Below are 20,473 nucleotides of genomic sequence, written 5' to 3' on the forward strand. Positions count from 1 at the left end.
GTGGTGAACCCCTATTGCGACTCCGCCCGAGGGACGGGTAGACCACCGTTCAACGAACGCCGTGCTCCGGCGAGAAGGTGGCCTTCCCGGAGCGACGGCAGGTGAGAGGCGGAGCCGTGAGCAGACCTTCCTTCGGTACGGGCCGGGTCCCGGAGACGTCCGGGCGGCGCGAGGAGGCGCACCGGCTGCGGGAGGCACTGCGCGAGGGACCGGTCGTCGCGGTGGTACGGGGAGAGCCCGGCACGGGCGTGTCCCGCCTGGTGGACGAGGTTCTCGACACACCGGAGTTCACGGAGTGGCCACAGCTGCGCGGGACTTGCCCGGAGGTGGCGAGGTCCGCGACGGTCCCCGCACCGCCCGGGGCGGACGACGACGTACCTCTTGCCGGGGTCCCGGGGCCCGCTCCACACGCACCGGACACCGCACGTCGCGGCCGTTGCCTGGGCGTCGCGCCGGCCACGCCCAGCGGCGGCACCATCGGCGATGAGACCACTCCCCTCTCCCCCATCGCGGACGCGCTCGCCGGGTTGCCGTACCGGTGCCCTGTTCCCGGCCCGTCCCTGCCTGCCGTGGCCGGGGTCGTCGGGCTTCTCGTGCCCGAGTTGGCCGACCGGCTGCCGGAACCGCCCCCGGCCGCCGCCGACCCGGCGGTACGGCGAGGGCTGCTGCCGCGGGCCGTCGAGGCGCTCCTCGCCTCACTCGGGGACGCCGTGCTCGTCGTGGAGGACGTCCACCGCGCCGACCCGGCCACCCTCGCCCTGCTCCGTCACCTGATGACCGCGATGCCGCCCGGCCTGCGGCTGGTCCTCACCGAGGAGGCCGCTCCCGGGCTGCCGGTCCTCGGTGTCGGTCTGCCGGTGCGGGCCCGGGTCGAGGAGATCGACGTACGGCCCTGGACGTGCGGGGAGACGGAGGAATTCGTACGCCGGTGGCTGCACGCGCACCGGCCGCAGCCCGCCGAGGACCTGCACGACCTGGTCGTACTGGTGCACGAACTGACCGGTGGACTGCCGGAGGTGGCCGAGGCGTTGCTGCGGGCCGCCGGAGAGCTGCTGCGGGCGCGAGAGCAGGGCGGACCGCGGGCGGCGCGGGCGGAGGTGGCCCGGTGGAAGGTCCGGGACATCGGGGACGCCGGTGCGCTGACGGCGGCTCGGGAGCAGGGCGGTTCGAGCAGTGGGTGGCCCGGCGGTGACGGCACCGGACGAGCCGACGCGGGCATGCCGGGCCACGGTGACCGGTCCCCGGCACCGGACTCGGCACACCCCATGCTCGCGGCCCTGCGGGACGTCGACGTACCGCCGCCGCTGCGGCGCGACTTCGCCCTGCGGTCCGCGCGGCTCGACGAGGAGTCCCTGCGCATCGTGGAGGCGGCAGCGGTGCTCGACCGAGCCGTGCCCGTCAGCGTGCTCGCGGAGATCGCCGACATCGCCCCCGAACGCGCCGGGGCGGCCGTGGACGCCTGCGTACGGCAGTCCGTGCTGCGTGCCGACGGCGACCGCCCCGTCTTCCGGCACCCGCTGGACCGCCGTGCCGCGCTGGCGCGCATGCCGGGGACGCGGCTGGCGCGGCTGAGCCTGCGCGCCGCCCGCGCCCTGCACCGGGGCGGCGGCGAAGGCCCGTTGCCGCTCGTCGATCTCGCCCGGCTGTACCGGGCGGCCGGGCGCGTGGCCGAGGGCCTGCGCTGTCTCGTCGTGGCGGCCGACCGCGCGGCCACGGCCGGCGACTACTCCACCGCCACCAGCCTCTACACCCGGGCCGTCGCCGACGAGCCGCGCGCCGACGGCCGGATCCGCACCGCCGCGAAGCTGGCCCGCACGGCACAACTCGCCCGCGCCGGAGAGGAAGTGGTCGCCGCGGTACGGCACGTCCTCGACGAGGACGCGCCGCCGCCCCGGCTGCGCGGCGAGATCCGGCTGCACCTGAGCGTCGTGCTCCGCAACCAGAGCGGAGGCGCCCTGGACAGTCTGAACGAGGTCGCCCGCGCCATACCCGACCTGGAACTCTCGGACCCGCAGACGGCCGCCCGCGCCATGGCGGTCGCCGCCATCCCGTCCATCAAGGGCTGGCCCGTCGAACGCCACCTGCACTGGCTCGACCGCGGCGAGACGCTCACCGGCCAGGTCACGGATCCGGCCGCCCGGGCCGCCATCGCCGCCAACCGCGCCACCGCGCTGATGCTGCTCGGCGACCCCCGGGCCTGGGCCGCCGCCGAGGCGCTGCGCGGCCCGTCCCGCACCGCCATGGAGGCCGCGCACCACACCAGGGGCTGGACCAATCTGGCGCACGCCGCCACCGCCCTCGGCTACGACGTGCGGGCCCGCGAGTTCCTGGCACGGGCGGCGCACGGCCTCGCCGACACCAGCAGCCCCTACCTGGAAGGGCTCACACGGACCGCGGAGTTGGTGCTCGCCTGGCATGAGGGTCGCTGGCAGGAGCTGCACGCCACGGCCGACCGCACCACCCGGCTCTACGCGGAGATACCCGATCTGACCGCCGAGGCCATGCTGGTCCGCGGGCTGACGGCGCTGCATGTGCTGGGCGACGTCCCCGCGGCCCGCCGCGACCTCGCGGAGGCCGCCCGGATCACGCGGTACGACACCGGCGTCATCCTCACCGCGTCGGCCGCCGCCCTCGCCCGTGTCCACCTGGAGGCCGGCCGGCCCGGCCAGGCGTGCGAGGCGGTGGAGGAGACCCTGCACCGCCTGGAGCGCACGGGCGGCTGGGTGTGGGCCGGCGAGGTGGCGCCCACCGCCGTCGAGGCCCTGCTCGGCAGCGGACAGCCGGCGCGGGCCCGGCGGCTCGTCGCCGACTTCGCCGCGGGGACGGAGCGGTGTGACGCACCCGCCGCCCGTGCCGCCCTGACCGTGTGCCGCGCCCTGCTCGCCGAGGCCGACGGCAAGCCGGACGACGCCGTCGAACTGCTCGCCGACGCGGCGGGCCAATGGCGCGGGCTCGGCCGCCCCTTCGACGCCGCGCGGGCGGCGGAGGCCCGCGGACGCTGTCTGCTCGACCTGCGCGGGGAAGCGGCGGCCGACGGCGTCCAGGACGTGGTCGAGACCTACCGGGAGCTGGGCGCGCGCTGGGACGTGGCCCGCTGCCAGCGGCTGCTGCGCCGCCACGACATCGTCACCACCCACCGCCGCGGCCGCCTCGGCTACGGCGACCAGCTCTCCCCGCGCGAGCAGGAAGTGGCCCAACTGGTGGCCCAGGGCCGGGCGAACCGGGAGATCGCCGAGAGCCTGGTCCTGTCGACCAGGACCGTCGAGCACCACGTGGCACGCGTCATGCGCAAGTTGCACGTCACGTCCAGGACCGACATCGCCCGCGCCGAGTTGTCCGCGATTCCTCTCGGAATTGTCCGTGATCAGTAACAGACGCATCCCTTGGCCAACGTTCCTCGTCCTGCCGGGTGGTCACAGGGTGACCGCGGATCGGCGAGAGACAGCGCAAAGGGGCGGACATGGCACGGCACAGCGGCGGACGGAGCTGGTACGGCAAGATGGTCGGGGCGGCGCTCGGGGTCACGATGCTCGCCACCGGCGCCTCGGTGTGGACCGCGCAGGCCGGTTCCTCGGACGATGCCGCACCGGAGGCGACCGCGCCCGCCAAGCCGGGCGGCGCCGTCCAGCCGGTCGCGGAGACCATCGCGCACGCCTCGGAGAAGGGCAAGCGCGGCATCAACATCACCATCGACGACGGCCCCGACCCGGTGTGGACCCCGCGCGTGCTCGACCTGCTGCGGGAGCACGGCGTCAAGGCCACGTTCTGCATGGTGGGGACACAGGCGCAGGCCCACCCCGACATCGTGAAGAAGGTCGTCGCTGCCGGCCACCGGCTGTGCGACCACTCGGTGTCGCACAACACGGCCATGGACAAGGACACCCAGGCCTACCAGTCACAGCAGATACTCGACGCCGAACGCATGATCACCAAGGCGTCCGGGGGCGTCCGCCCGATGTACTACCGCGCGCCCGGCGGTGCCTTCACTCCGTACAGCCGCAAGCTCGCCGCTTCCCGTGGCATGCGCCCGCTGGGCTGGAACGTGGACACCAAGGACTTCGAACGTCCGGGCACGGACGCCATCGTCGCCACCGTCGAGCGGGAGCTGCCCAATGGGCCGACGCTCCTCTTCCACGACGCGGGCGGTGACCGCACCCAGACCGTCGAGGCCCTGCGCCGCCTCCTCCCGAGGCTCAAGGAGCAGGGCTACACCTTCGGCTTCCCGGTGCGCTGACCCGACCCCGTGGTGCGTCCGGCGCGCCCGCGCGCCCCCGTGGCCGTAGCGTTGCTGCCATGTGCTGGAGTGCTACGGCCGACCTCGTCGCGGGCACGGGCATCGCGGCCGTGGGCGTCGTCTCGGTCGCCCTGGCCGCCCGGCGCCCGCGTGACCTGCCGCTCGCCGCGCTGCCACTGCTCCTGGGGGTCCATCAGATCATCGAGGCCGAGGTCTGGCGCAACGACGGCGGCACCGGGTCCGCCACCCTCGCCTGGGCCGTCGTCGCGCTGCCGCTGCTGGCACTGTGGGTACCGGCGGCCGTGCTGAGCGCCGCGCCGCCGGGCGCCCGGCGCCGGCTGCTCGTGCCGCTTGCGGTGGGGGCCGCGACGGCGGCGGCACTCGCGCACGCCCTGGCGACCCGCACCGTGACGGCCGAGATCCGGGGGCACACCGTCGGATACTCCGTGGGGCTCCCGCAGCCCGGACTGCTCGTCGTCGGCTACCTCCTCGCCACCATCGGCTCGCTCCTCCTCTCCGGCGACCGGGGGCTCGTCCTGTTCGGTGTCCTGGTCGCCGTCGGGGCGGCGGTCTCCGCCGCGCTGTGGCGGCAGGAGTACATCTCGACGTGGTGCGCGTTCGCCGCGGTCTGCTCGGTGCTCCTGACGCTCTGGGTCGGACGGCGCCGCCCGCCGGTTCCGCGCGCGTCGGGACATGCGTCGCCTGGCTGACCAACTCGCAGCCAGAGAAGCCGACTTCAGTGCGTGTGACGCGGTTCCGCCGCGTGCGCACGGGCTCGTTCGCGCAGCGTGCCCGGGGCGAGGCCCAGGTGGATCTCGGCCGTCTCGATCACCAGGTCGCCCAGGTCCGGCACGGCCGACAGCGCGCCGCCGTCCTGACCGACGGCGTTGGCGTACGTTCCCATCCCGTCGACCGCGATCAGAATGTGCAGCGCCGCCCTGAGCGCACCCCCCGTGGTCTCGATGCCGCCCTCCTCGATCAGCTCGACGAGCGCCCCCCGCGTCCCCGCCTCCTGCGCGTCGACCGCCCGCGCCAGCGGCTCCTTGAAGCGGCTGAGGTGACGGGCGTTGAGCCACAGCCGGCTCAGGTCGGCGTACTCGCCGCCGGTGAGCCGCGCGAGGAAGAGCGCGAGCCGGTCGACCGGCGGCAGCTCCGCCTCCTCGCGCGGCAGCAGTGAGTCGCGCTCGCGCGTCGCGGCGTACGTGAACGCCTCGGCCACCAGGTCGTCGGCGGCCGGGAAGTAATGGCCGATCAGGCTGGGCCGCACCCCGAGTTCGTCCGCCACGCGGCGCAGCGTCACCAGTTCCAGGCCCTGTGCGAGGGCGATGCGCGCCGCGGTCCGCACGATCTCCGCGCGCCGCTCCTCGGGGGGCTTCCTGCTGCGCGCCGGTCGTTCCCGCAGGGGTCTTGACGTCATACCGCGCAGCCTATTGGATGAGCGACCAACAGCGAATTGGACAGCCGCCCAATAAGCGGGACCGGGCGTCACCCGAGAGGCCAGGATGACCACACAACCCCCAGTACGTGCAGGTCAGCCCGAGGCCCGGGGCATCGACGCGGTCTCCGACGCGGAACGCGTCGGACGCCCCCGCCAGCTCTTCGCCGTCTGGGCCGCCCCCAACGTCAGCTATCTGAGCTTCGCGGTGGGCGCCTCACTGATCCTGGCGGGGCTCTCGCTGCCGCAGGCCTTCGGCGTGATCCTGACCGGAAACCTGCTGTGGATCTGCACCGGCGTGGTGGCCGCGAGCGGCCCCGCGGCGGGTACGAGCGGTTCGGTGATCTCCCGGGCGTTCTACGGCGTGCTCGGCAACAAGATGGTCCTGATCGTGACCGGCTGGCTCATCGCCTCCGCCTACCTCGCCCTGAACTGGTCGGCCGCCTCCGTCGCCGGCATCGGCCTGGCCGGACAGTGGGGCCTGCCCGACTCCCCCGCCCTGGACGCCGCGGTGATCTGTCTGATCGCCGGCGTCACCCTCCTCGTCGCGATCTACGGCTACGCGACCATCGTGCGCCTCTACACCGCCCTGAGCGTCCTGCTCACCGTCGTCTTCGTCGTCGTGACCGGATACGTGCTGGACGCGGTCGACTGGTCGTACACCCCGGCGCAACCCCTGCACGGCGCCTCCCTCGCGGCCGCACTCGGCACCGGCTTCACCATCGTCGGGTCGACGGCGCTCTCGTACAGCAACAGCCCCGACCTGGCCCGCTATCTGCCGCGCGCCAGCTCCGTCACCGCCATCGCGGGCTGGACGGCCCTCGGCGCCTATCTGCCGAGCACCGTCTTCACCTCCGTGGGCGCGCTGGCGGCGACCGGCATCGACATGGCCGACCCGCAGGCCGCCCTGGAACAGCTCCTGCCCGGCTGGTTCGTGCCCGTCTTCGTGATCGCCGTCGTCCTCAACACCATCGCCAACAACGGCATGACGGCGTACAGCGCCGGCCTGTCCGTCCAGTCGGTGGGCGTACGCATCGCCCGCATCCCCGCGGTCCTCGTCATCGGCGGGCTCGGTACGGCGGCGACCCTGTACGCGATCCTCGTCTTCGACTTCCTGACCAGCGTCAACACGATGCTGCAACTGGTCGTCACGGTCACCGGACCGGCGATGGCGGTGGCCGTCACCGATCTGGCGCTGCGGCGCAACCGCTACGACGGCGAGCGCCTGCTGCACCAGGAGCGCGGCGGTCCGTTCTGGTACCGCGGCGGCTTCCACTGGCCGGGCCTCCTCGCCCTGCTCACCGGCGGTGTCGCCGCCCTGATGTGGGCGAACACGACCCTTTGGACCGGCCCCCTCGCGGCCGCGTCCGCCGGTGTCGACCTGGCGATACCGGCCGGAATGGGCGTCGCCGCCCTCGTCTACTTCTCCGCCGCGCGCGCCCTGCGCACCATCGGCGCCGACAGCCCCGAAACCCCTGACTCACCCGACTCCCCCACCACGAAAGGCACATCCCTGTGCACGCCGACGTCATCGTGACGGCCGCCCGTATCGAACCCCTGGAATCAGCCGGCCACCGGGAGGAGTGGGCCGGCCGCCCCGCCGACGCCCTCGCGATCACGGACGGCCGGATCGTCGCGGTCGCCGCCGCCGACGAGATCGCGGCGCTGCGCGGCCCCGCCACGGTGGTCCACCACTTCCCCGGCGCCACCGTCCTGCCCGGCCTCGTCGACGGACACGCGCACCCGGTGTGGGGCTCCATCGAGATCGGCAGGGGCGTGGACCTGTCGGGAGCGGCCACACTCGACGCGGTCCTCGCCCGCGTCGGCCAAGCCGCCCAAGACGCCCCGCACGATGCCTGGATCTCGGGTTACGACCTCGACGTGAACGTCTTCGCGGCCCTCGGCGAAGAGCCCTCGGGAGCCGTCCTCGGCGAACGCTTCCCCGGCCGCCCCGTCTCCCTCCTGACCCAGGACGCGCACGCCCTGGTCATCAGCCCCGAAGCCGTGGGACGCGCGGGGCTGACCGGCCGCGAGACCTTCACCGATGCCTCCTGCGTGGTCACCGGCCCCGACGGACAGCCGACCGGCCACATCCTCGAACTCCAGGCCATGGAGCTCGTCTTCGACCACTACCCCGAGGTGCCCGTCGCCACGGCCGCCGCCTACGTCCGCGAACAGCTGGAGACCCTCGCCCGCGGCGGACTCACCGGACTGCACGCCCTGGACTTCACCGACCCGTCCGAAGACGTCTACCGCTGCATCGAGGCGGACGGTGAACTCCCCCTGCGCATCCGCTGTTCCCCCCTCGTGCCCGCCGACTCGGGCCCCGCGGAGTGGCGGCGGGTCGCCGAGCAGCAGGGGCTCGGCGGCCACCGCTGGCACGTCGAGGGCGCCAAGTTCATGCTGGACGGCACCGCCGACAACGGCACCGCCTGGTTCGAGCACCCCGACCGCCACGGCGAGAACCGTGCGCCCCTCTGGCGCGACCTGGACGCCTACCGCGCCGCCGTCCGCTTCTTCACCGAACGCGGCATCCCCACCGCCACCCACGCCATCGGCGACCAGGCCGTGCGCCACGCGCTCGACGTCCTGGAGGAGGCGGGCCCCGCGGGCCGCGCCCCGCACCGCGTCGAGCACATCGAGTCCCTCCCTGACGACCTCCTCCACCGGTTCGCGGAACTCGGCGTCGTGGCCGGCCTCCAGCCCGTGCACGGCACCCGGCACACCCGCGCCGACGGCAGCGACAACTGGTCGCGCCGGATCGGCCCGGACCGTGCCGCGCGCGGCTGGCGCACCCGTGACCTGCTCGACCACGGCGCTGTCGTCGCCCTCGGTTCGGACTGGCCGATCGGGCCCGGCGACCCGCGCACCGGCCTCGCCGACTGCCAGCTGCGCCGCCCGGTGGACGAGCCGGAGACCGCACCGGTCCAGCCCGCCCAGGCGATCACCGCGCGGGAGGCGTACACGGGCATGACCCGGGCGGCCGCGCGCGCGGCGGGTGCCGAGCACGAACTCGGCCGGATCGCCCCCGGCTTCCTCGCCGACCTGACCGTCCTCGCGGCCAACCCCCTCGACCTCACCCCCGAGGAGCAGGCCCGCAACCCCGTCCTCGCCACCGTCGTCGGCGGCGATGTCCTGCTCCACTCCCGCACCGCTCACTGAGGAATCCCGATGCCCGCCATCCCCCGCCCTACCGACCGCCTCCACATCGCCGTGTCCGCCGCCGACCCGTACGCGCGCGGCGTGGCCCGCGGCACGCGCCTGCGCACCGGCATCCCCGCCGCCCTCGACGTCTACGCCCGTCTCTTCGCCCTCGGCGGCATCACCCCGGGCGGCGCCCGCGACGACGCCGAGCGCGCCCTCGACGTCATCGGCGGCTTCCGGCCCGCGGCCCGCGCCGAGATCGCGGGCCTCGCGCACGGCGCCGGTGTCGAGGAGTGGCAGGCCGGCGTCCTCAACGCGCGTACGGAGATCCTGGCCCGCTCCACCGCCGTGCCTCCCGGCGAGTGCACCACCGTCGTGCTCGGCGGTCTCGGCGCGCAGACCTGGGACTGGCACGTCGAGCTCGCCGACCACTGGCACACCCTGGAGTCGCGCGGCGCCCGCCACACCGTCGTCGGCCTCACCGAGCACGGCATCCTCGGCAAGATCGGTCTCAACAGCGCGGGCCTTGCCCTGCACTTCAACATCCTGGGCCATCTGCGCGACACCGTCGGCGGTGTCCCGATGCACGTCCTCGCCGCCGTCGTCCTCGCGGAGGCCGGCGGTGTCGCCGAGGCCGTCGAGCTCGTGCGCTCCGCGCCGCTCGCCTCCTCCGGCTCCTTCGCGCTCTTCGACGCGGCGGGGGACGCCGCGCTGCTCGACATCAGCCCCGCGGGCGTGCACGAGATACCACCCACCGACTGCGGTGTCCGCGGCGCCCTGCTGCGCACCAACCACTTCCTCACCCCGGCCCTCACCGCCGACGAGAAGTCCTGGCTCTACCAGCCCGACTCGGCCGAACGCCGCGCCTTCATGTCCGGCCGGCTGCACCGGACACCCCGGCTCCCCTCCGACCCCGACGCCCTGGCGTCCCTCCTCGTCACCGGCGCGGGCGAACCCCCGGTGACCTGCCTCCCCGACCCGGCCAAGCCCCTCGGCCAACGCTGGGCCACGCTCGCCACGGTCACCCTGGACCCGGCCACCCGCACGGCCCGGATACTGGACGGCACCCCGGCCGACATCGGCACCGCGGACTGGCACGTGCTGACCGCCACCCCCCGCCCGCCTGACTGAGGGATGCGGTGCCCGCTCATGCGACGGGCTCGGTGCGTATGCGGACGGCCGCGGCGAGCCGCCTGCTGTGGGCGATCGCCTCGGCGGCGGTGGCGCCGCGGGCGATGACGTGACCGGCCTTGTCCTCGTTCCAGGTGAGCGGCCGCACCCGGGCGCCGGGCCGCACCTCCAGGCGGAGGTCGACGCAGGCCGGGTCCGCGCGCACGGCGTCGACGCCGGTCACCTCCACGACCCGGCCGGGCTCCGGCGTGAGGAACCGGACGGCCGCACCGCCGCGCGGCGGGGGCGCGGCGGCGGGCGGGTCCAGCACGCCGAGTCCGGCGGCCAGGGCGTGGCGCTCCATGTCGACACCGTGGACGATGCGGGTCAGGTCGTTGATCCGGTCACCGCCGACGCGGTTGTGCGACTCCACGATCCGCGGGCCGCGCGAGGTCAGCTTGACCTCGGTGTGCGCGGGGCCGTCGCGCAGCCCCACGGCGTCGAGGAAGTCCGTCACCAACCGGGTGACCTCGGCCCGCGTCCCGGCCGGGCAGCCGCTCGGCTGGGCGTGTCCGATCTCGACGGAACCGGGGCCGCACTCCTTGTCCGTCATCGCGACGACCACGTGCCGGCCGTCGAAGGACAGGGTCTCCACGCTGATCTCCGGGCCGTCCAGGAACTCCTCCATGAGGAACTCGTCGAAGGCGCCGGAGCCCACCAGGTCGTGGGCGGACCAGGGCCTGTCGGCAAGGGACCGGAACCGTTCGGCGACGGCGTCCACGTCGGCCCGCTCGCGGACGTGGAACACGCCCAGGCTCCCCGACTCACGGACCGGCTTGACGACGACCGGCAGCCCGTGCGCCGCGGCGAACTCCCGGATGTCGCCCGCGTGGCGGCCGACCGCGGCGGCCACCGGGCCGATGCCCGTCGCCGCCAGGTGCCGGCGCATCCGCGCCTTGTCCGTCAGCAGCTCCACCGTGGCGACGGACGCGCCGCCGAGGCCGAGCGCCTCGTTGATCCGCGCCGCCGGGAGCAGCCCGAGCTCGAACAGCGAGACGGCGGCCCGGCAGGGGTACGCCTCGTGCACCGCTCGGACGAGCGGCAGCAGGCGGTCGGTGGCGCGGTAGTCGAGCAGCAGGGCCTGCTCGACGTGGGGCCAGTGGCCGCGGTCGTACGCGTCGGGGAACTGGATGTGCACCACGTCGAGGCCGAGCTCACGGGCCTTGCGCACATGCTGGAGGCTGCCGCCGACGACCATGACGCGGGGCCGTCCGGTGGCGGCGGCCGCCGGGGGCCGCGGGTCCGTCGCACCATGGTGGTCTGCCGCCCGGCCCGGGCCGAGCACGTGTCCGTCGGAGAAGCGCATGCCCTAAACGGTGCGTACGACCGCTCCGGTTGGCGCGCCGATTGACGAACGCCGCCAATCGGGGCGCCGGCCGCGGGCGGATCCGTGCACCATGAGGCCCATGAGCGTCGACATCGACATCTCCGGTCTCCCAATGGAGCGCATCGTCTTCGGGCCGTCGCCCCTCGCCGAGCTGGGGGCGGCTCTGCATGTGCTCTCCGAGCCGGCCCACCACCCCGGCCTGCACGGCTGGGCGACGACGACGGCCGCCGAGCTGAAGCCGGACCTGCTGGCCCGGATGTCGGAGGCGGAGTTCCTGTGGCGCTCGACGCGGTCCGACATCCTGCTGCCCCGCGGCCCCATGCCACCCGCCACGCTGGCCGAGGAGCTGGACCAGGTGGACGCCCTCGACGACGAGGCGTACGTCGCGGCCGCGCTCGAGATCAACGCCTCCGGCTGTGCGCTGCGCTCGGGCGGCGGGCGCTCCCCGCTGGTGGACGAGGCCGCCCGGGACGCCTCCCTGGAGCGGGCGTCCGCGCGCGGCCCGCGGCAGCTCGACTTCGCCCAGCACCTGCTGAAGGACCCGGCCGCGGTCCGCGCCTGGGTCCGGCGCCTCCTGGAGGACTGCGACGAGGCGTTCTTCGCCGACGTCTGGCAGCGGGTCCGCCCCCAACTCGCGGCGGACGCACGGCAGAAGACCGATCTGCTGCGCCGCAAGGGCCTCACCGACGCGCTGGCGGCGGTGTCGCCGACCGTCACGGTCGAGGAGAACGCGCGGGGCCGCCGCATCAGCATCGACAAGCTGGCCGACGGATGGACGGCGGCCACGCAGCCGGGCGTCGAACCCGGCGTCACGTTCGTGCCGAGCACGTTCGGCTGGCCGCACCTGATCGTGCGGCAGGCGCCGGGGTGGCGTCCGGTCGTCGGCTATCCGGTGGCCGCACCGGAGTTGAGGCCGGGGCCCCGCACGTCGCAGCTGACGGAGAAGCGCCTGATGGCGCTGGCCCATCCGGCCCGGATACGGCTGTGCTGGGCGCTGGCCCGGGCCCCGTACACGACGAGCGAGCTGGCGAAGGGCTTCGACCTCACCCCCTCCGAGGTGTCCCGTCACCTCAAGACCCTGCGCGAGGCCGAGATGCTCACCACGCGGCGGCACGGCAGGTACGTGCAGCACCAGTTGGACGTCACCGTGGTGGCACGGCTGGGCAGCGACTTCCTGGAGTCGATCCTGCGGTGACTCGTGGGAGAGTCGGGGCCATGACGACCGCATCCGGGGACTTCGAGCTGACCATGGACGAGCTGCGCGCCGTCGCGCGCTACGCCCTGGTGAGCGCCGAAGAAGTCCTGCCCGTCTTCGAGGCGGCGAGCCCCGACGACCTCCGGCCCCGCGCGGCCGTCGACGCGGCACGGGAGTTCGTGCACGGCGCCCGCAGGACCAGGCTCCAGCGCACCACCGCCCTGGACGCGCACCGCGCGGCGCGGGAGGCGCCCACGGAGGCCGCACGGCTCGCCGCGCGCGCCGCCGGCGATGCCGCTGCCGCGGCCTACCTCCACCCGATCGCGAAGGCGACCCAGGTGGGTCACATCCTGCGGGCCGCCGCGAGCGCGGCACGCGTGGGCGAACTGGCAGCGGGCGCCGATCCCGCCGTCGGCCTCGAACTGATCGAGCGGGCCCGGCGACGCGCCACCCCGGTCCTGATCGACGTCCTCGGCCGGTATCCGCTCGCACCGGCCGGCAAGAGCCGTGTCGCGGAGCTCATGAGCATCCTGGACGCGTCCTTGCGTACGACGGGCCGCTGAGCCACCCTCCGCCACCCCGGGGCACCCGGGCGCCGGTCGTGCCTATGAGGTCCGGTACGCCCGGAGGAAAGTCCGTACCCCCTCGACGACGAGTGGCCGCACGCGCGCGTCCTCCACGGCGTTCGCGGAACCGAGCCTGTTGATCGCGACGCTGAAGGTGAGCGCGATGAACTGGTCGGCCGCGAGCCGGGGGTCCGGGACGTCGAGCAGCCCGGCCTCGCCGAAGGCGGCGAACCGCTCGGCGAGTGCTTCGTCCGGGGCTTCGGCCAGGGGGTTCTCGCCCTGCTGCGGCGGATGGCCGCTCTCCGCCCGGACCAGTCGCTGCAACGTCGCGTACTCCGCCGAGCCGAGCATGTCGGTCGCGATGCGCATCGAGAACGCGACCAGGGCGTCCTCCAGTTCGGCGGCGTCGGTGAGGTCGGTCAGGGTGTCGTCGAGGGTGCGCCGGATCGTGGTGATCAGTGACTGGCCGACGACGTCCACGACGGCGTGCAGCAGCGTCCGCTTGTCGCCGAAGTAGTCGTAGACCGTCCGCTTGGACACCTCGGCCCGGGCGGCGACCGCGTCGACGCTGGAGCGGTCGAAGCCGTCGGCGAGGAACAGTTCCCGGGCCGCCGAGAGGATCGCGGCCCGCTTCGACGCGGATCCCTCGCGCAGGGTCTTCGTGGTCGACGTCTTGGTGGTCGGCGTCTTCGTCGTCGGCATGGGCACATCCTAACCGTCCTACACTGCACGGTGTAGTGTAGTTCTGGATCCTCCCCCCACACTTCGTCACCCGACCATGAGGGAAAGGAAGTCCATGACCGCAACACTGGCTCTCCCGGTACGCATCGGGAAGTCCGCTGTCGGGGCCCTCGGCGTGCTCGCCGTCGCCACCGGCGCCCTGGAGTCGGTGGTGACGCCGACCCTCCCGCTCCTGCAACGCGAGCTGGACATGAGTCCGGCCGAGGGGGCGCTGCTCAGCGTCATGCTCCTCATCACCGGCGCGCTCGTCACCCCGGTCGCGGGCAAGTTAGGTGACCGCTACGGCGGAAAACGGGTCCTGTTACGGCTGATGGCGGTGGTCTCGGCCGGTGGCCTGGTCTCCGCCTTCGCGCCGAACCTGCCCGTGCTGCTGCTCGGCCAGGTGTTGCAGGGAGCGATGGTGGGCGCGCTGCCCCTGTCGTTCATCCTGGTGCGCGCGCACCTCCCCGCCGGGGAGTCGAAGGTGGCCATCGGGGTGGTCAGCGGGTTGTTCGTCGGCGGCGGAATGGCGGGGACGCTGTCCGCCGGGCCCGTGGCGGAAGGGCTGTCCCGGCACTGGATGTTCGCGCTGCCGACGCTCGCGGTCATCGGGGCCACCGTGCTGGTGCACAGGCTGATGCCGCACGATCCGCCGGGCCGCCCGGACGGCGCGGGGATCGACTGGCCCGGCCTGCTCCTCCTGAGCGGGACGCTCGGCACGCTCATGCTCCTGCTGGCCCTCGCACCCGACCTCGGTGCGCAGCCGCTCGTACTCGGCGCCCTCGTCGTGATGCTGGCCGCCTTCGTGACCGGCTGGACGGCCGTCGAGCGCCGCGCGGTCTCCCCCATGGTCGACCTGCGCATGCTGGCACGGCCCGCGATGTGGAAGTCGTGTGTGCTGACGTTCGTGATCTGCCTCGGCACCTCGATGGCGGTCTATCTGATCCCGCAGCTCTTCGCGGTGTCCGCCGACGGATACGGCTTCGGCGCCGGCGCCACCGAGATCGGCTTCTTCCTGCTGCCGGGCGCCGTGGCCGCCGCACTGGCCGGGCCGCTCAGCGGGATCGGTGCGCGGCGTTCCGGCTCGCGGGCCGTGGTCGTCGCCGGGGCCGTCCTCATGACCGTCGGCCTGCTCGGCCTGGCGGCCGTGCACAGCGAGGTCTGGCACCTCGTCGTCGGCAAGCTGCTGATCGCGCTGGCCAACGGGTTGTGCGTCACGGCGCTCGTGACCAGTACCGCCACATCCGTCGACCGGGGCGACACCGGCATCGCCACCAGTCTGGTCCTGGTGACCCGCGTGGTCGGGTTCGCGGTGGGTGTGCAGATCGGCGGCGGCATCCTCACCGCCGGAACCCCTGCCGGGTCGGATGTCCCCGCGGAATCGGCCTTCACCACCGGATTCGTCCTGGCCGGTGCCGTCACGGCACTGTCCCTCCTCGTCGCCCGCACCATGAACAAGGGAGTCAAGTCATGACCCGCGCCGGCCTGTTGAAGAGCGTCCGTACCACGCCGAGGCGCACGGCCCTGATCTCCGGGGCCAGTGTCGCGGGGCCCGCCCTCGCCTTCTGGCTGAACCGCCACGGATTCGCGGTCACGGTGGTCGAGAAGGCGAGCGCGACACGCGGTGGCGGTTATCCCGTCGACGTACGCGGCACAGCACTCGAAGTCGTCCGGAGGATGGGCATCCTGCCGCGCCTCCGGGACGCGCACATCGACCTGCGCCGGCTGACCTTCCTCGACGGGGACGGCGGCGAGGTCGCCTCGATCGACCCGCACACCGTCACCGGCGGCGTCGCGGGGCAGGACCTGGAGGTGCGGCGCGGCGATCTGACCGACGCTCTCCACACGGCGGTCCGCGACGACGTGGAGTTCCTGTTCGATGACTCCATCGACACACTCGACCAGTCCGGCCACGGGGTCGACGTCACCTTCCGCGGCGGTGGCAGGCGTACGTTCGACATGGTCTTCGGGGCCGACGGCCTGCACTCACACACCCGCGAGCTCCTCTTCGGACCCGAAGAGCGGTTTCACCACTACCTCGGCTACTGCTTCGCCGGATTCACCCTGCCCAACACCTTCGGGCTGTCCCACGAGGTGCTGCTGTGGAACACCCCGGGCAGAGCCGCGGCACTCTACGCCCCGGGCGACCACGACGACGTGCACGCCCTCCTGACCTTCGCCCGCCCGGAACCGCCGTACGACACGTTCCGGAACCCGGCGGCCCAACGGGACCTGTTCTGCGCGGTCTTCGCCGACGCGGGGTGGGAGGTGCCGGGCCTGCTGGCCGCCCTGCGCGGCGCGGACGACCTGTTCTGCGACGTGGTGAGCCAGATCCGCATGCCCCGCTGGTCGAGCGGCAGGGTCGCGCTGGCGGGCGACGCCGCGTACGCGCCTTCGTTCCTCACCGGACAGGGCACCAGCCTCGCGCTCGTCGGCGCGTACATGCTCGCCGCCTCCCTGGCCGAGCGGGACCACGCCGCGGGCCTCGCCGCCTACGAACGCGACACCCGTGCCTTCGTGACCGTGAACCAGGAGCAGGTCGGCAAGGGCGACGCCGCGCTCTTCCCCACCACCGCGCGGGCCCTGGAGCAGCGCGACGCCATGCTGCGCGGACTCGCCGCCACGCCCCGCCCCGCGACGGGACGCCCGGCCCACACCGCGCTCACCCTGCCCGAACCAGCGCCCGCGCCGTGACCGGCTGACCGGCTACCGCCGCGCCTGTACGCCCGCGTGGGCCCGGGTGTAGGTGCGGATGCGGTAGCGCAGGCCGGAGCTGGAGGACTGCCAGCCCCTGTCCTCCGCGATGTGCCATGTCGCATCCGGTGTCGGTGCGTAGGTGTCGCCGGTGACCGTGGAGTCGACTTCGGTCACCGAGAGCGTCGTGGCGTGGGCCAGCGCGGCGCGGTAGATCTCGCCGCCGCCGATCACCCAGGTCTCGGCAGGGGGCGCCGGCTCGGACGTGTCGGCTCCGGGTGCGGGGAGCGCCGCCAGCTCCAGGGCCCCGGCGATCGACCCGGCGCGCTCCGCGCCGACGGCCGCCCACTCGGGGTCACGGGTCACCACGATGTTGCGCCTGCCGGACAGCGGGCGGAAGCGCGGCGGCAGCGAGTCCCAGGTTTTGCGCCCCATCACCACGGGGTGGCCGAGGGTGGTCGCCTTGAAGTGCGCCATGTCCTCGGGGAGCCGCCACGGAATTCCGTTGTCCGCGCCGATCACGCCGTCGAGGGTCTGCGCCCAGATCAGTCCGACGTTCATACGGCGACCGGGGCCTTGATCGCCGGGTGGTGCCGGTAGCCCAGCACCTCGACGTCGGCGTAGGCGTAGTCGAAGAGGGAGTCGGCCGCGCGCAGCCGCAGCTCGGGGAAGTCGAACGGGGTGCGGGAGAGCTGCTCGGTCACCTGGTCGACGTGGTTGTCGTAGATGTGGCAGTCGCCGCCGGTCCAGATGAAGTCACCCGGTTCGAGGCCGGCCTGCTGCGCCACCATGTGCGTGAGCAGGGCGTAGCTCGCGATGTTGAAGGGGACGCCGAGGAACAGGTCCGCGCTGCGCTGGTACAGCTGGCAGGAGAGCCTGCCGTCGGCGACGTAGAACTGGAAGAAGGCGTGGCACGGCGCGAGGGCCATCTTGGACAGCTCCGCGACGTTCCACGCGGAGACGATCATCCGGCGGGAGTCCGGATCGCGGCGCAGCGTGTCGAGGATCTCGCTCAGCTGGTCGATGTGTCCGCCGTCCGGCGTGGGCCAGGAGCGCCACTGGACTCCGTAGACCGGGCCGAGGTCGCCGTCCGCGTCGGCCCATTCGTCCCAGATGGTGACGCCGTGCTCCCGCAGCCAGCTCACGTTCGAGTCGCCGCGCAGGAACCACAGGAGTTCGTACACGATCGACTTCAGGTGCACCTTCTTGGTGGTGACCAGGGGGAAGCCCTGCGAGAGGTCATAGCGTAGTTGGTGCCCGAAAATGCTCCGGGTACCGGTGCCCGTCCGATCGGCCTTGGCCGTCCCGGAGGTGAGTACCGCTCGCAACAGGTCTTCGTACTGGGTGTCCGCCACAGTCGTCGAGTCTAACGGCACGCCGGGCAGGGGCCGACCCGGCGATACGTTTAGGCACCTGCCTCCATCGTGGCTGGTCAGCAGTGGAAGTAGCAGTGGGTCGTCGTGCCGTGGGCCGGGTCCGTGTGGACGCGGACGAGGTCGGCGATCACGTGCACCAGAAGGAGTCCGCGTCCCCCGCGCTGGTGCTTGGGAGGCGCGCTGCGGCCCGCGAGCGGATCGGCGAGGACGCCGGCGTCCTGGACCTCGAAGACGACGTGGCCGTCCTGGGCCCAGATCCGCAGCGCGCCCGTCCCTCCGCCGTGGATCACGCTGTTGGTCGTCAGCTCGGCGACGGCCAGGGCGAAGTCCGGCAGCCGGGCCTCGGGCAGGCCGAGCTCGGCCGCCCTGAGGATGGCGTGGTGCCGTACGTCGGACAGTGACTGCTTGGCGTAGGACATCTGGGGCACGTCGTCGGGCGCCGTCAGGGGCTGGTTGTAGCGGGAGACGACCGCCTCGGGGGCGTACGCCGTGCTGATGTCCTGCGTGCCGGACCGGATGATCGTGGGGTGGGTGGCGTGGGCGTCGGCCAGGACCGTCTCCGTCAGGTTCACCTCGTCGTAGGGACAGAGGATCGTCGCTTCGCGGCCCTGGAACGCCAGGTTGATCAGTGCCTCGTGCTGTGCGCAGGCGGGGTACTCGGTGTCGGTGCGCCCGGCCCAGATCGGTTCGCCGATGATGCGGACCCGCTCCCCGGGGTGCGCGTCGGCGAACGCCCGCAGCACTCGCGGGATGATCCGGCCGGGGTTGCGTCCCGCCTGCGCCATGTCGAGGAGCTGCACCTTCTCGGCGTGCACACCCAGGGCGGTGCGGATCAGGTCGAGGTTGGCCTCGGGGACGGCCACCGCCACGGCCTCGCCCGCGTCGAGCCCCTCGAGGACGAACGGCACGGTGCCCGCCAGGTACTCCTCTCGTCCCCGGTAGAACAGCGCCGGATGGACGAAGGGTTCGGTCTGAGCCGTGGCACTCATGGGGTGGACACCTCGATTGCTGACAGATCGGGCCAGAACAGCTCGAGCAGACGGGTCAGGGCGGGCGGCGGTCCTTCCAGCACGAGCCGCTGCCCGTCGGCCAAGCTCTGAGCGGCCACCGCGAGATCCGTGACTCCGGCCACATCGATGAAGGTCAGCGCCGAGAGATCCAAATGGTACGGCGGCTGCTGCTGCGGGGCCACCACCACCTGCTCCAGAGCCCGCTCCCACACGGGGTAGGTGGGCAGGCAGACCTCCCCGGCCACCTCCAGGCCGACCCGGTCGCTCAAGGGGCGGATCATCAGCCGAGAGTCCGAGGGCTCTGCTTCACCTGCTGACAAGTACCCCTCTTTCGGGTCTTCCACATCGCCCTCCCGCTTTCCTTCCAGGCACCACTAGTATCCCCCGCCTGGCTTGAAAGCAAGGCGAGTTGAAGTAGATCGACCGCCGCGGGCCCCTATCCGCCCCCTGTGCCGGCCCCCGTGTCGAGCTCGGCACCGACCGCGGTCAGGGCCGTGGTCACGGGCTGGAAGAACGTCTCACCGCCCGTGGCGCAGTCGCCGCTGCCGCCCGAAGTGAGACCGATCGCACTCCCGTCGCGGGTGAAGAGCGAGCCTCCGCTGTCGCCCGGCTCGGCGCAGACATCTGTCTGGATCAGTCCGGTGACCGTGCCCTCCGGGTAGTTGACGGTGGCGTCGAGCCCGGTGACCACTCCGTCGCGGAGCCCGGTGGTGCTGCCCATCCGGGACACTTCGAGGCCGACCGCCGCGTCGGCGGCCCGCACGATGGGGGTGACCTGTCCGTCGCCCGTGTCGACCTCGGACGGTCCGGCCGCGGCCGGGTCGTCGTACGTGACGAGAGCGAAGTCGCCGTCCCCCGGGAACGTCGCCGCCTCGACGGTGCCGATCGGCGGGCCGTCCGGCTCCTGCGACCACTGCCGGGCGGCGACCCCGCAGTGCCCCGCCGTGAGGAACCCGGGGCGCCCGTCCCCGGCCGTCACGTTGAACCCGAGCGAGCAGCGCGCGCCGCCGCCGAAGAGGGCGTCACCGCCCGAGGCGAAGGCCTTGAACTCGCCCGCGGACTTCTCGATGCGGGCCATGCCCGTGCCGAGCGACGCGACGGTCGCCTCCAGCTTGTCCCAGCGCTCCCCGGTGACCGTGCGGTCGGCCGTGACGAGGATCTGGTTGGTCCTTGGGTCGGTGGCCCACGCGGTTCCGGGCATGGCGGCCCGGCGGGCCAGTGTCCGCCCGGCGGCCCCCAGCGCGTCCGCGCTGTTGCGCACGTCGCGCGCCACCGCACCGGCTTCCCGCACCCGGGCGGCCGCGTCGTTGTCGTCGCCCGCGACGTTGACGACGAGCCGCCGCCTGTCCGCGTCGTAGTACGCCCCGCCGTAGGCGTCGCCCAGTCGCGGGGCCAGCCGTCCGGCGAGTTCCGTCGCCGATGCCGCGCCGATCCGGTGGGGCGCGGGCCCTGAAGCGGTCCCCTCCCCGGACTGTGCGGCACCGGCGTGCTGGAGCAGAACGCCCACTGTGGCGATGCCGGTCGCCGCGGCCACGGCCAGAACGGCCTTGCGCTTGGGTATGCGTTTGTGCCTCAACTCGTCGCCTCCTCTTGGGATACCGA

Annotated in this window: 18 protein-coding genes; 10 read left to right on the forward strand and 8 right to left on the reverse strand. The window is 73.4% G+C overall.

Annotation, left to right across the window (positions count from 1 at the left end):
* Window positions 1-116 precede the first annotated feature (116 nt).
* The 3 genes from ACZ4Z4_RS23800 (at window position 117) to ACZ4Z4_RS23810 (ending at window position 4,944) form a co-directional block, all read left to right on the forward strand.
* Window positions 117-3,371: a helix-turn-helix transcriptional regulator gene (locus tag ACZ4Z4_RS23800; protein ID WP_468330628.1), complete on the forward strand. Its 3,255-nt coding sequence runs from the start codon at window positions 117-119 to the stop codon at window positions 3,369-3,371.
* A gap of 89 nt (window positions 3,372-3,460) precedes the next feature.
* Window positions 3,461-4,234, forward strand: a complete 774-nt coding sequence (locus tag ACZ4Z4_RS23805; RefSeq protein ID WP_468330631.1) for a polysaccharide deacetylase family protein — start codon at window positions 3,461-3,463, stop codon at window positions 4,232-4,234.
* Between the two features lie 59 nt (window positions 4,235-4,293).
* Entirely contained in the window at window positions 4,294-4,944 is a 651-nt protein-coding gene (locus tag ACZ4Z4_RS23810) for a DUF6629 family protein (protein ID WP_468330634.1), read from the forward strand.
* 26 nt (window positions 4,945-4,970) lie between these two features.
* Here the strand turns inward: ACZ4Z4_RS23810 and ACZ4Z4_RS23815 are convergent, their stop codons facing one another.
* The gene (locus ACZ4Z4_RS23815; RefSeq protein ID WP_468330637.1) at window positions 4,971-5,651 is read right to left on the reverse strand and encodes a TetR/AcrR family transcriptional regulator; all 681 of its coding nucleotides are present in this window, start codon (window positions 5,649-5,651) and stop codon (window positions 4,971-4,973) included.
* A gap of 85 nt (window positions 5,652-5,736) precedes the next feature.
* On the opposite strand from ACZ4Z4_RS23815, the gene ACZ4Z4_RS23820 reads away from it, so the two are divergent.
* The 3 genes from ACZ4Z4_RS23820 to ACZ4Z4_RS23830 are packed head-to-tail and all read left to right on the forward strand — an operon-like array spanning window position 5,737 to window position 9,944.
* Window positions 5,737-7,206: a purine-cytosine permease family protein gene (locus ACZ4Z4_RS23820; RefSeq protein ID WP_468330640.1), complete on the forward strand. Its 1,470-nt coding sequence runs from the start codon at window positions 5,737-5,739 to the stop codon at window positions 7,204-7,206.
* Window positions 7,185-8,831 (forward strand): amidohydrolase, encoded by a 1,647-nt coding sequence (locus ACZ4Z4_RS23825; RefSeq protein ID WP_468330643.1) that lies wholly within the window; start codon window positions 7,185-7,187, stop codon window positions 8,829-8,831. The genes ACZ4Z4_RS23820 and ACZ4Z4_RS23825 overlap by 22 nt, the downstream gene beginning before the upstream one ends.
* Before the next feature lie 9 nt (window positions 8,832-8,840).
* Window positions 8,841-9,944: a C45 family autoproteolytic acyltransferase/hydolase gene (locus tag ACZ4Z4_RS23830; RefSeq protein WP_468330645.1), complete on the forward strand. Its 1,104-nt coding sequence runs from the start codon at window positions 8,841-8,843 to the stop codon at window positions 9,942-9,944.
* Between the two features lie 16 nt (window positions 9,945-9,960).
* Here ACZ4Z4_RS23830 and ACZ4Z4_RS23835 read toward each other — a convergent pair whose 3' ends face one another.
* A complete protein-coding gene (locus tag ACZ4Z4_RS23835; RefSeq protein WP_468330647.1) occupies window positions 9,961-11,289 on the reverse strand; it encodes an ATP-grasp domain-containing protein in 1,329 nt (442 codons plus the stop codon).
* A gap of 100 nt (window positions 11,290-11,389) precedes the next feature.
* Between ACZ4Z4_RS23835 and ACZ4Z4_RS23840 the strand changes: the two genes are divergently transcribed.
* Entirely contained in the window at window positions 11,390-12,505 is a 1,116-nt protein-coding gene (locus ACZ4Z4_RS23840) for a DUF5937 family protein (RefSeq protein ID WP_468330650.1), read from the forward strand.
* A 20-nt stretch (window positions 12,506-12,525) separates the two neighbouring features.
* Window positions 12,526-13,068, forward strand: coding sequence for a putative immunity protein (locus ACZ4Z4_RS23845; protein WP_468330653.1), 543 nt, complete (start codon window positions 12,526-12,528; stop codon window positions 13,066-13,068).
* Window positions 13,069-13,110: 42 nt separating this feature from the next.
* Here ACZ4Z4_RS23845 and ACZ4Z4_RS23850 read toward each other — a convergent pair whose 3' ends face one another.
* Entirely contained in the window at window positions 13,111-13,773 is a 663-nt protein-coding gene (locus ACZ4Z4_RS23850; protein ID WP_468330656.1) for a TetR/AcrR family transcriptional regulator, read from the reverse strand.
* Between the two features lie 94 nt (window positions 13,774-13,867).
* Between ACZ4Z4_RS23850 and ACZ4Z4_RS23855 the strand changes: the two genes are divergently transcribed.
* Window positions 13,868-15,265: an MFS transporter gene (locus tag ACZ4Z4_RS23855; protein WP_468330659.1), complete on the forward strand. Its 1,398-nt coding sequence runs from the start codon at window positions 13,868-13,870 to the stop codon at window positions 15,263-15,265.
* Window positions 15,262-16,485 (forward strand): FAD-dependent monooxygenase, encoded by a 1,224-nt coding sequence (locus ACZ4Z4_RS23860; protein WP_468330662.1) that lies wholly within the window; start codon window positions 15,262-15,264, stop codon window positions 16,483-16,485. Before ACZ4Z4_RS23855 ends, ACZ4Z4_RS23860 begins: the two co-directional genes overlap by 4 nt.
* A 12-nt stretch (window positions 16,486-16,497) precedes the next feature.
* Here the strand turns inward: ACZ4Z4_RS23860 and ACZ4Z4_RS23865 are convergent, their stop codons facing one another.
* From ACZ4Z4_RS23865 to ACZ4Z4_RS23885, 5 genes are all read right to left on the reverse strand, one after another.
* Window positions 16,498-17,046 carry a dihydrofolate reductase gene (locus tag ACZ4Z4_RS23865; RefSeq protein WP_468330665.1) on the reverse strand — a complete coding sequence of 183 codons (549 nt, stop codon included), beginning with the start codon at window positions 17,044-17,046 and terminating at the stop codon, window positions 16,498-16,500.
* Complete coding sequence (locus ACZ4Z4_RS23870) at window positions 17,043-17,840, reverse strand: thymidylate synthase (protein ID WP_468330668.1); 798 nt, start codon at window positions 17,838-17,840, stop codon at window positions 17,043-17,045. Before ACZ4Z4_RS23870 ends, ACZ4Z4_RS23865 begins: the two co-directional genes overlap by 4 nt.
* 77 nt (window positions 17,841-17,917) lie before the next feature.
* Complete coding sequence (locus ACZ4Z4_RS23875; RefSeq protein WP_468330671.1) at window positions 17,918-18,850, reverse strand: anti-sigma factor RsbA family regulatory protein; 933 nt, start codon at window positions 18,848-18,850, stop codon at window positions 17,918-17,920.
* Window positions 18,847-19,152 carry an STAS domain-containing protein gene (locus ACZ4Z4_RS23880; protein WP_468330674.1) on the reverse strand — a complete coding sequence of 102 codons (306 nt, stop codon included), beginning with the start codon at window positions 19,150-19,152 and terminating at the stop codon, window positions 18,847-18,849. The genes ACZ4Z4_RS23875 and ACZ4Z4_RS23880 overlap by 4 nt, the downstream gene beginning before the upstream one ends.
* 155 nt (window positions 19,153-19,307) lie before the next feature.
* On the reverse strand, window positions 19,308-20,447 hold the full coding sequence (locus tag ACZ4Z4_RS23885) for a S1 family peptidase (protein WP_468330677.1): 1,140 nt from the start codon (window positions 20,445-20,447) through the stop codon (window positions 19,308-19,310).
* Between the last annotated feature and the right edge of the window lie 26 nt (window positions 20,448-20,473).

This window comes from Streptomyces sp. NPDC030245, from assembly GCF_055572995.1.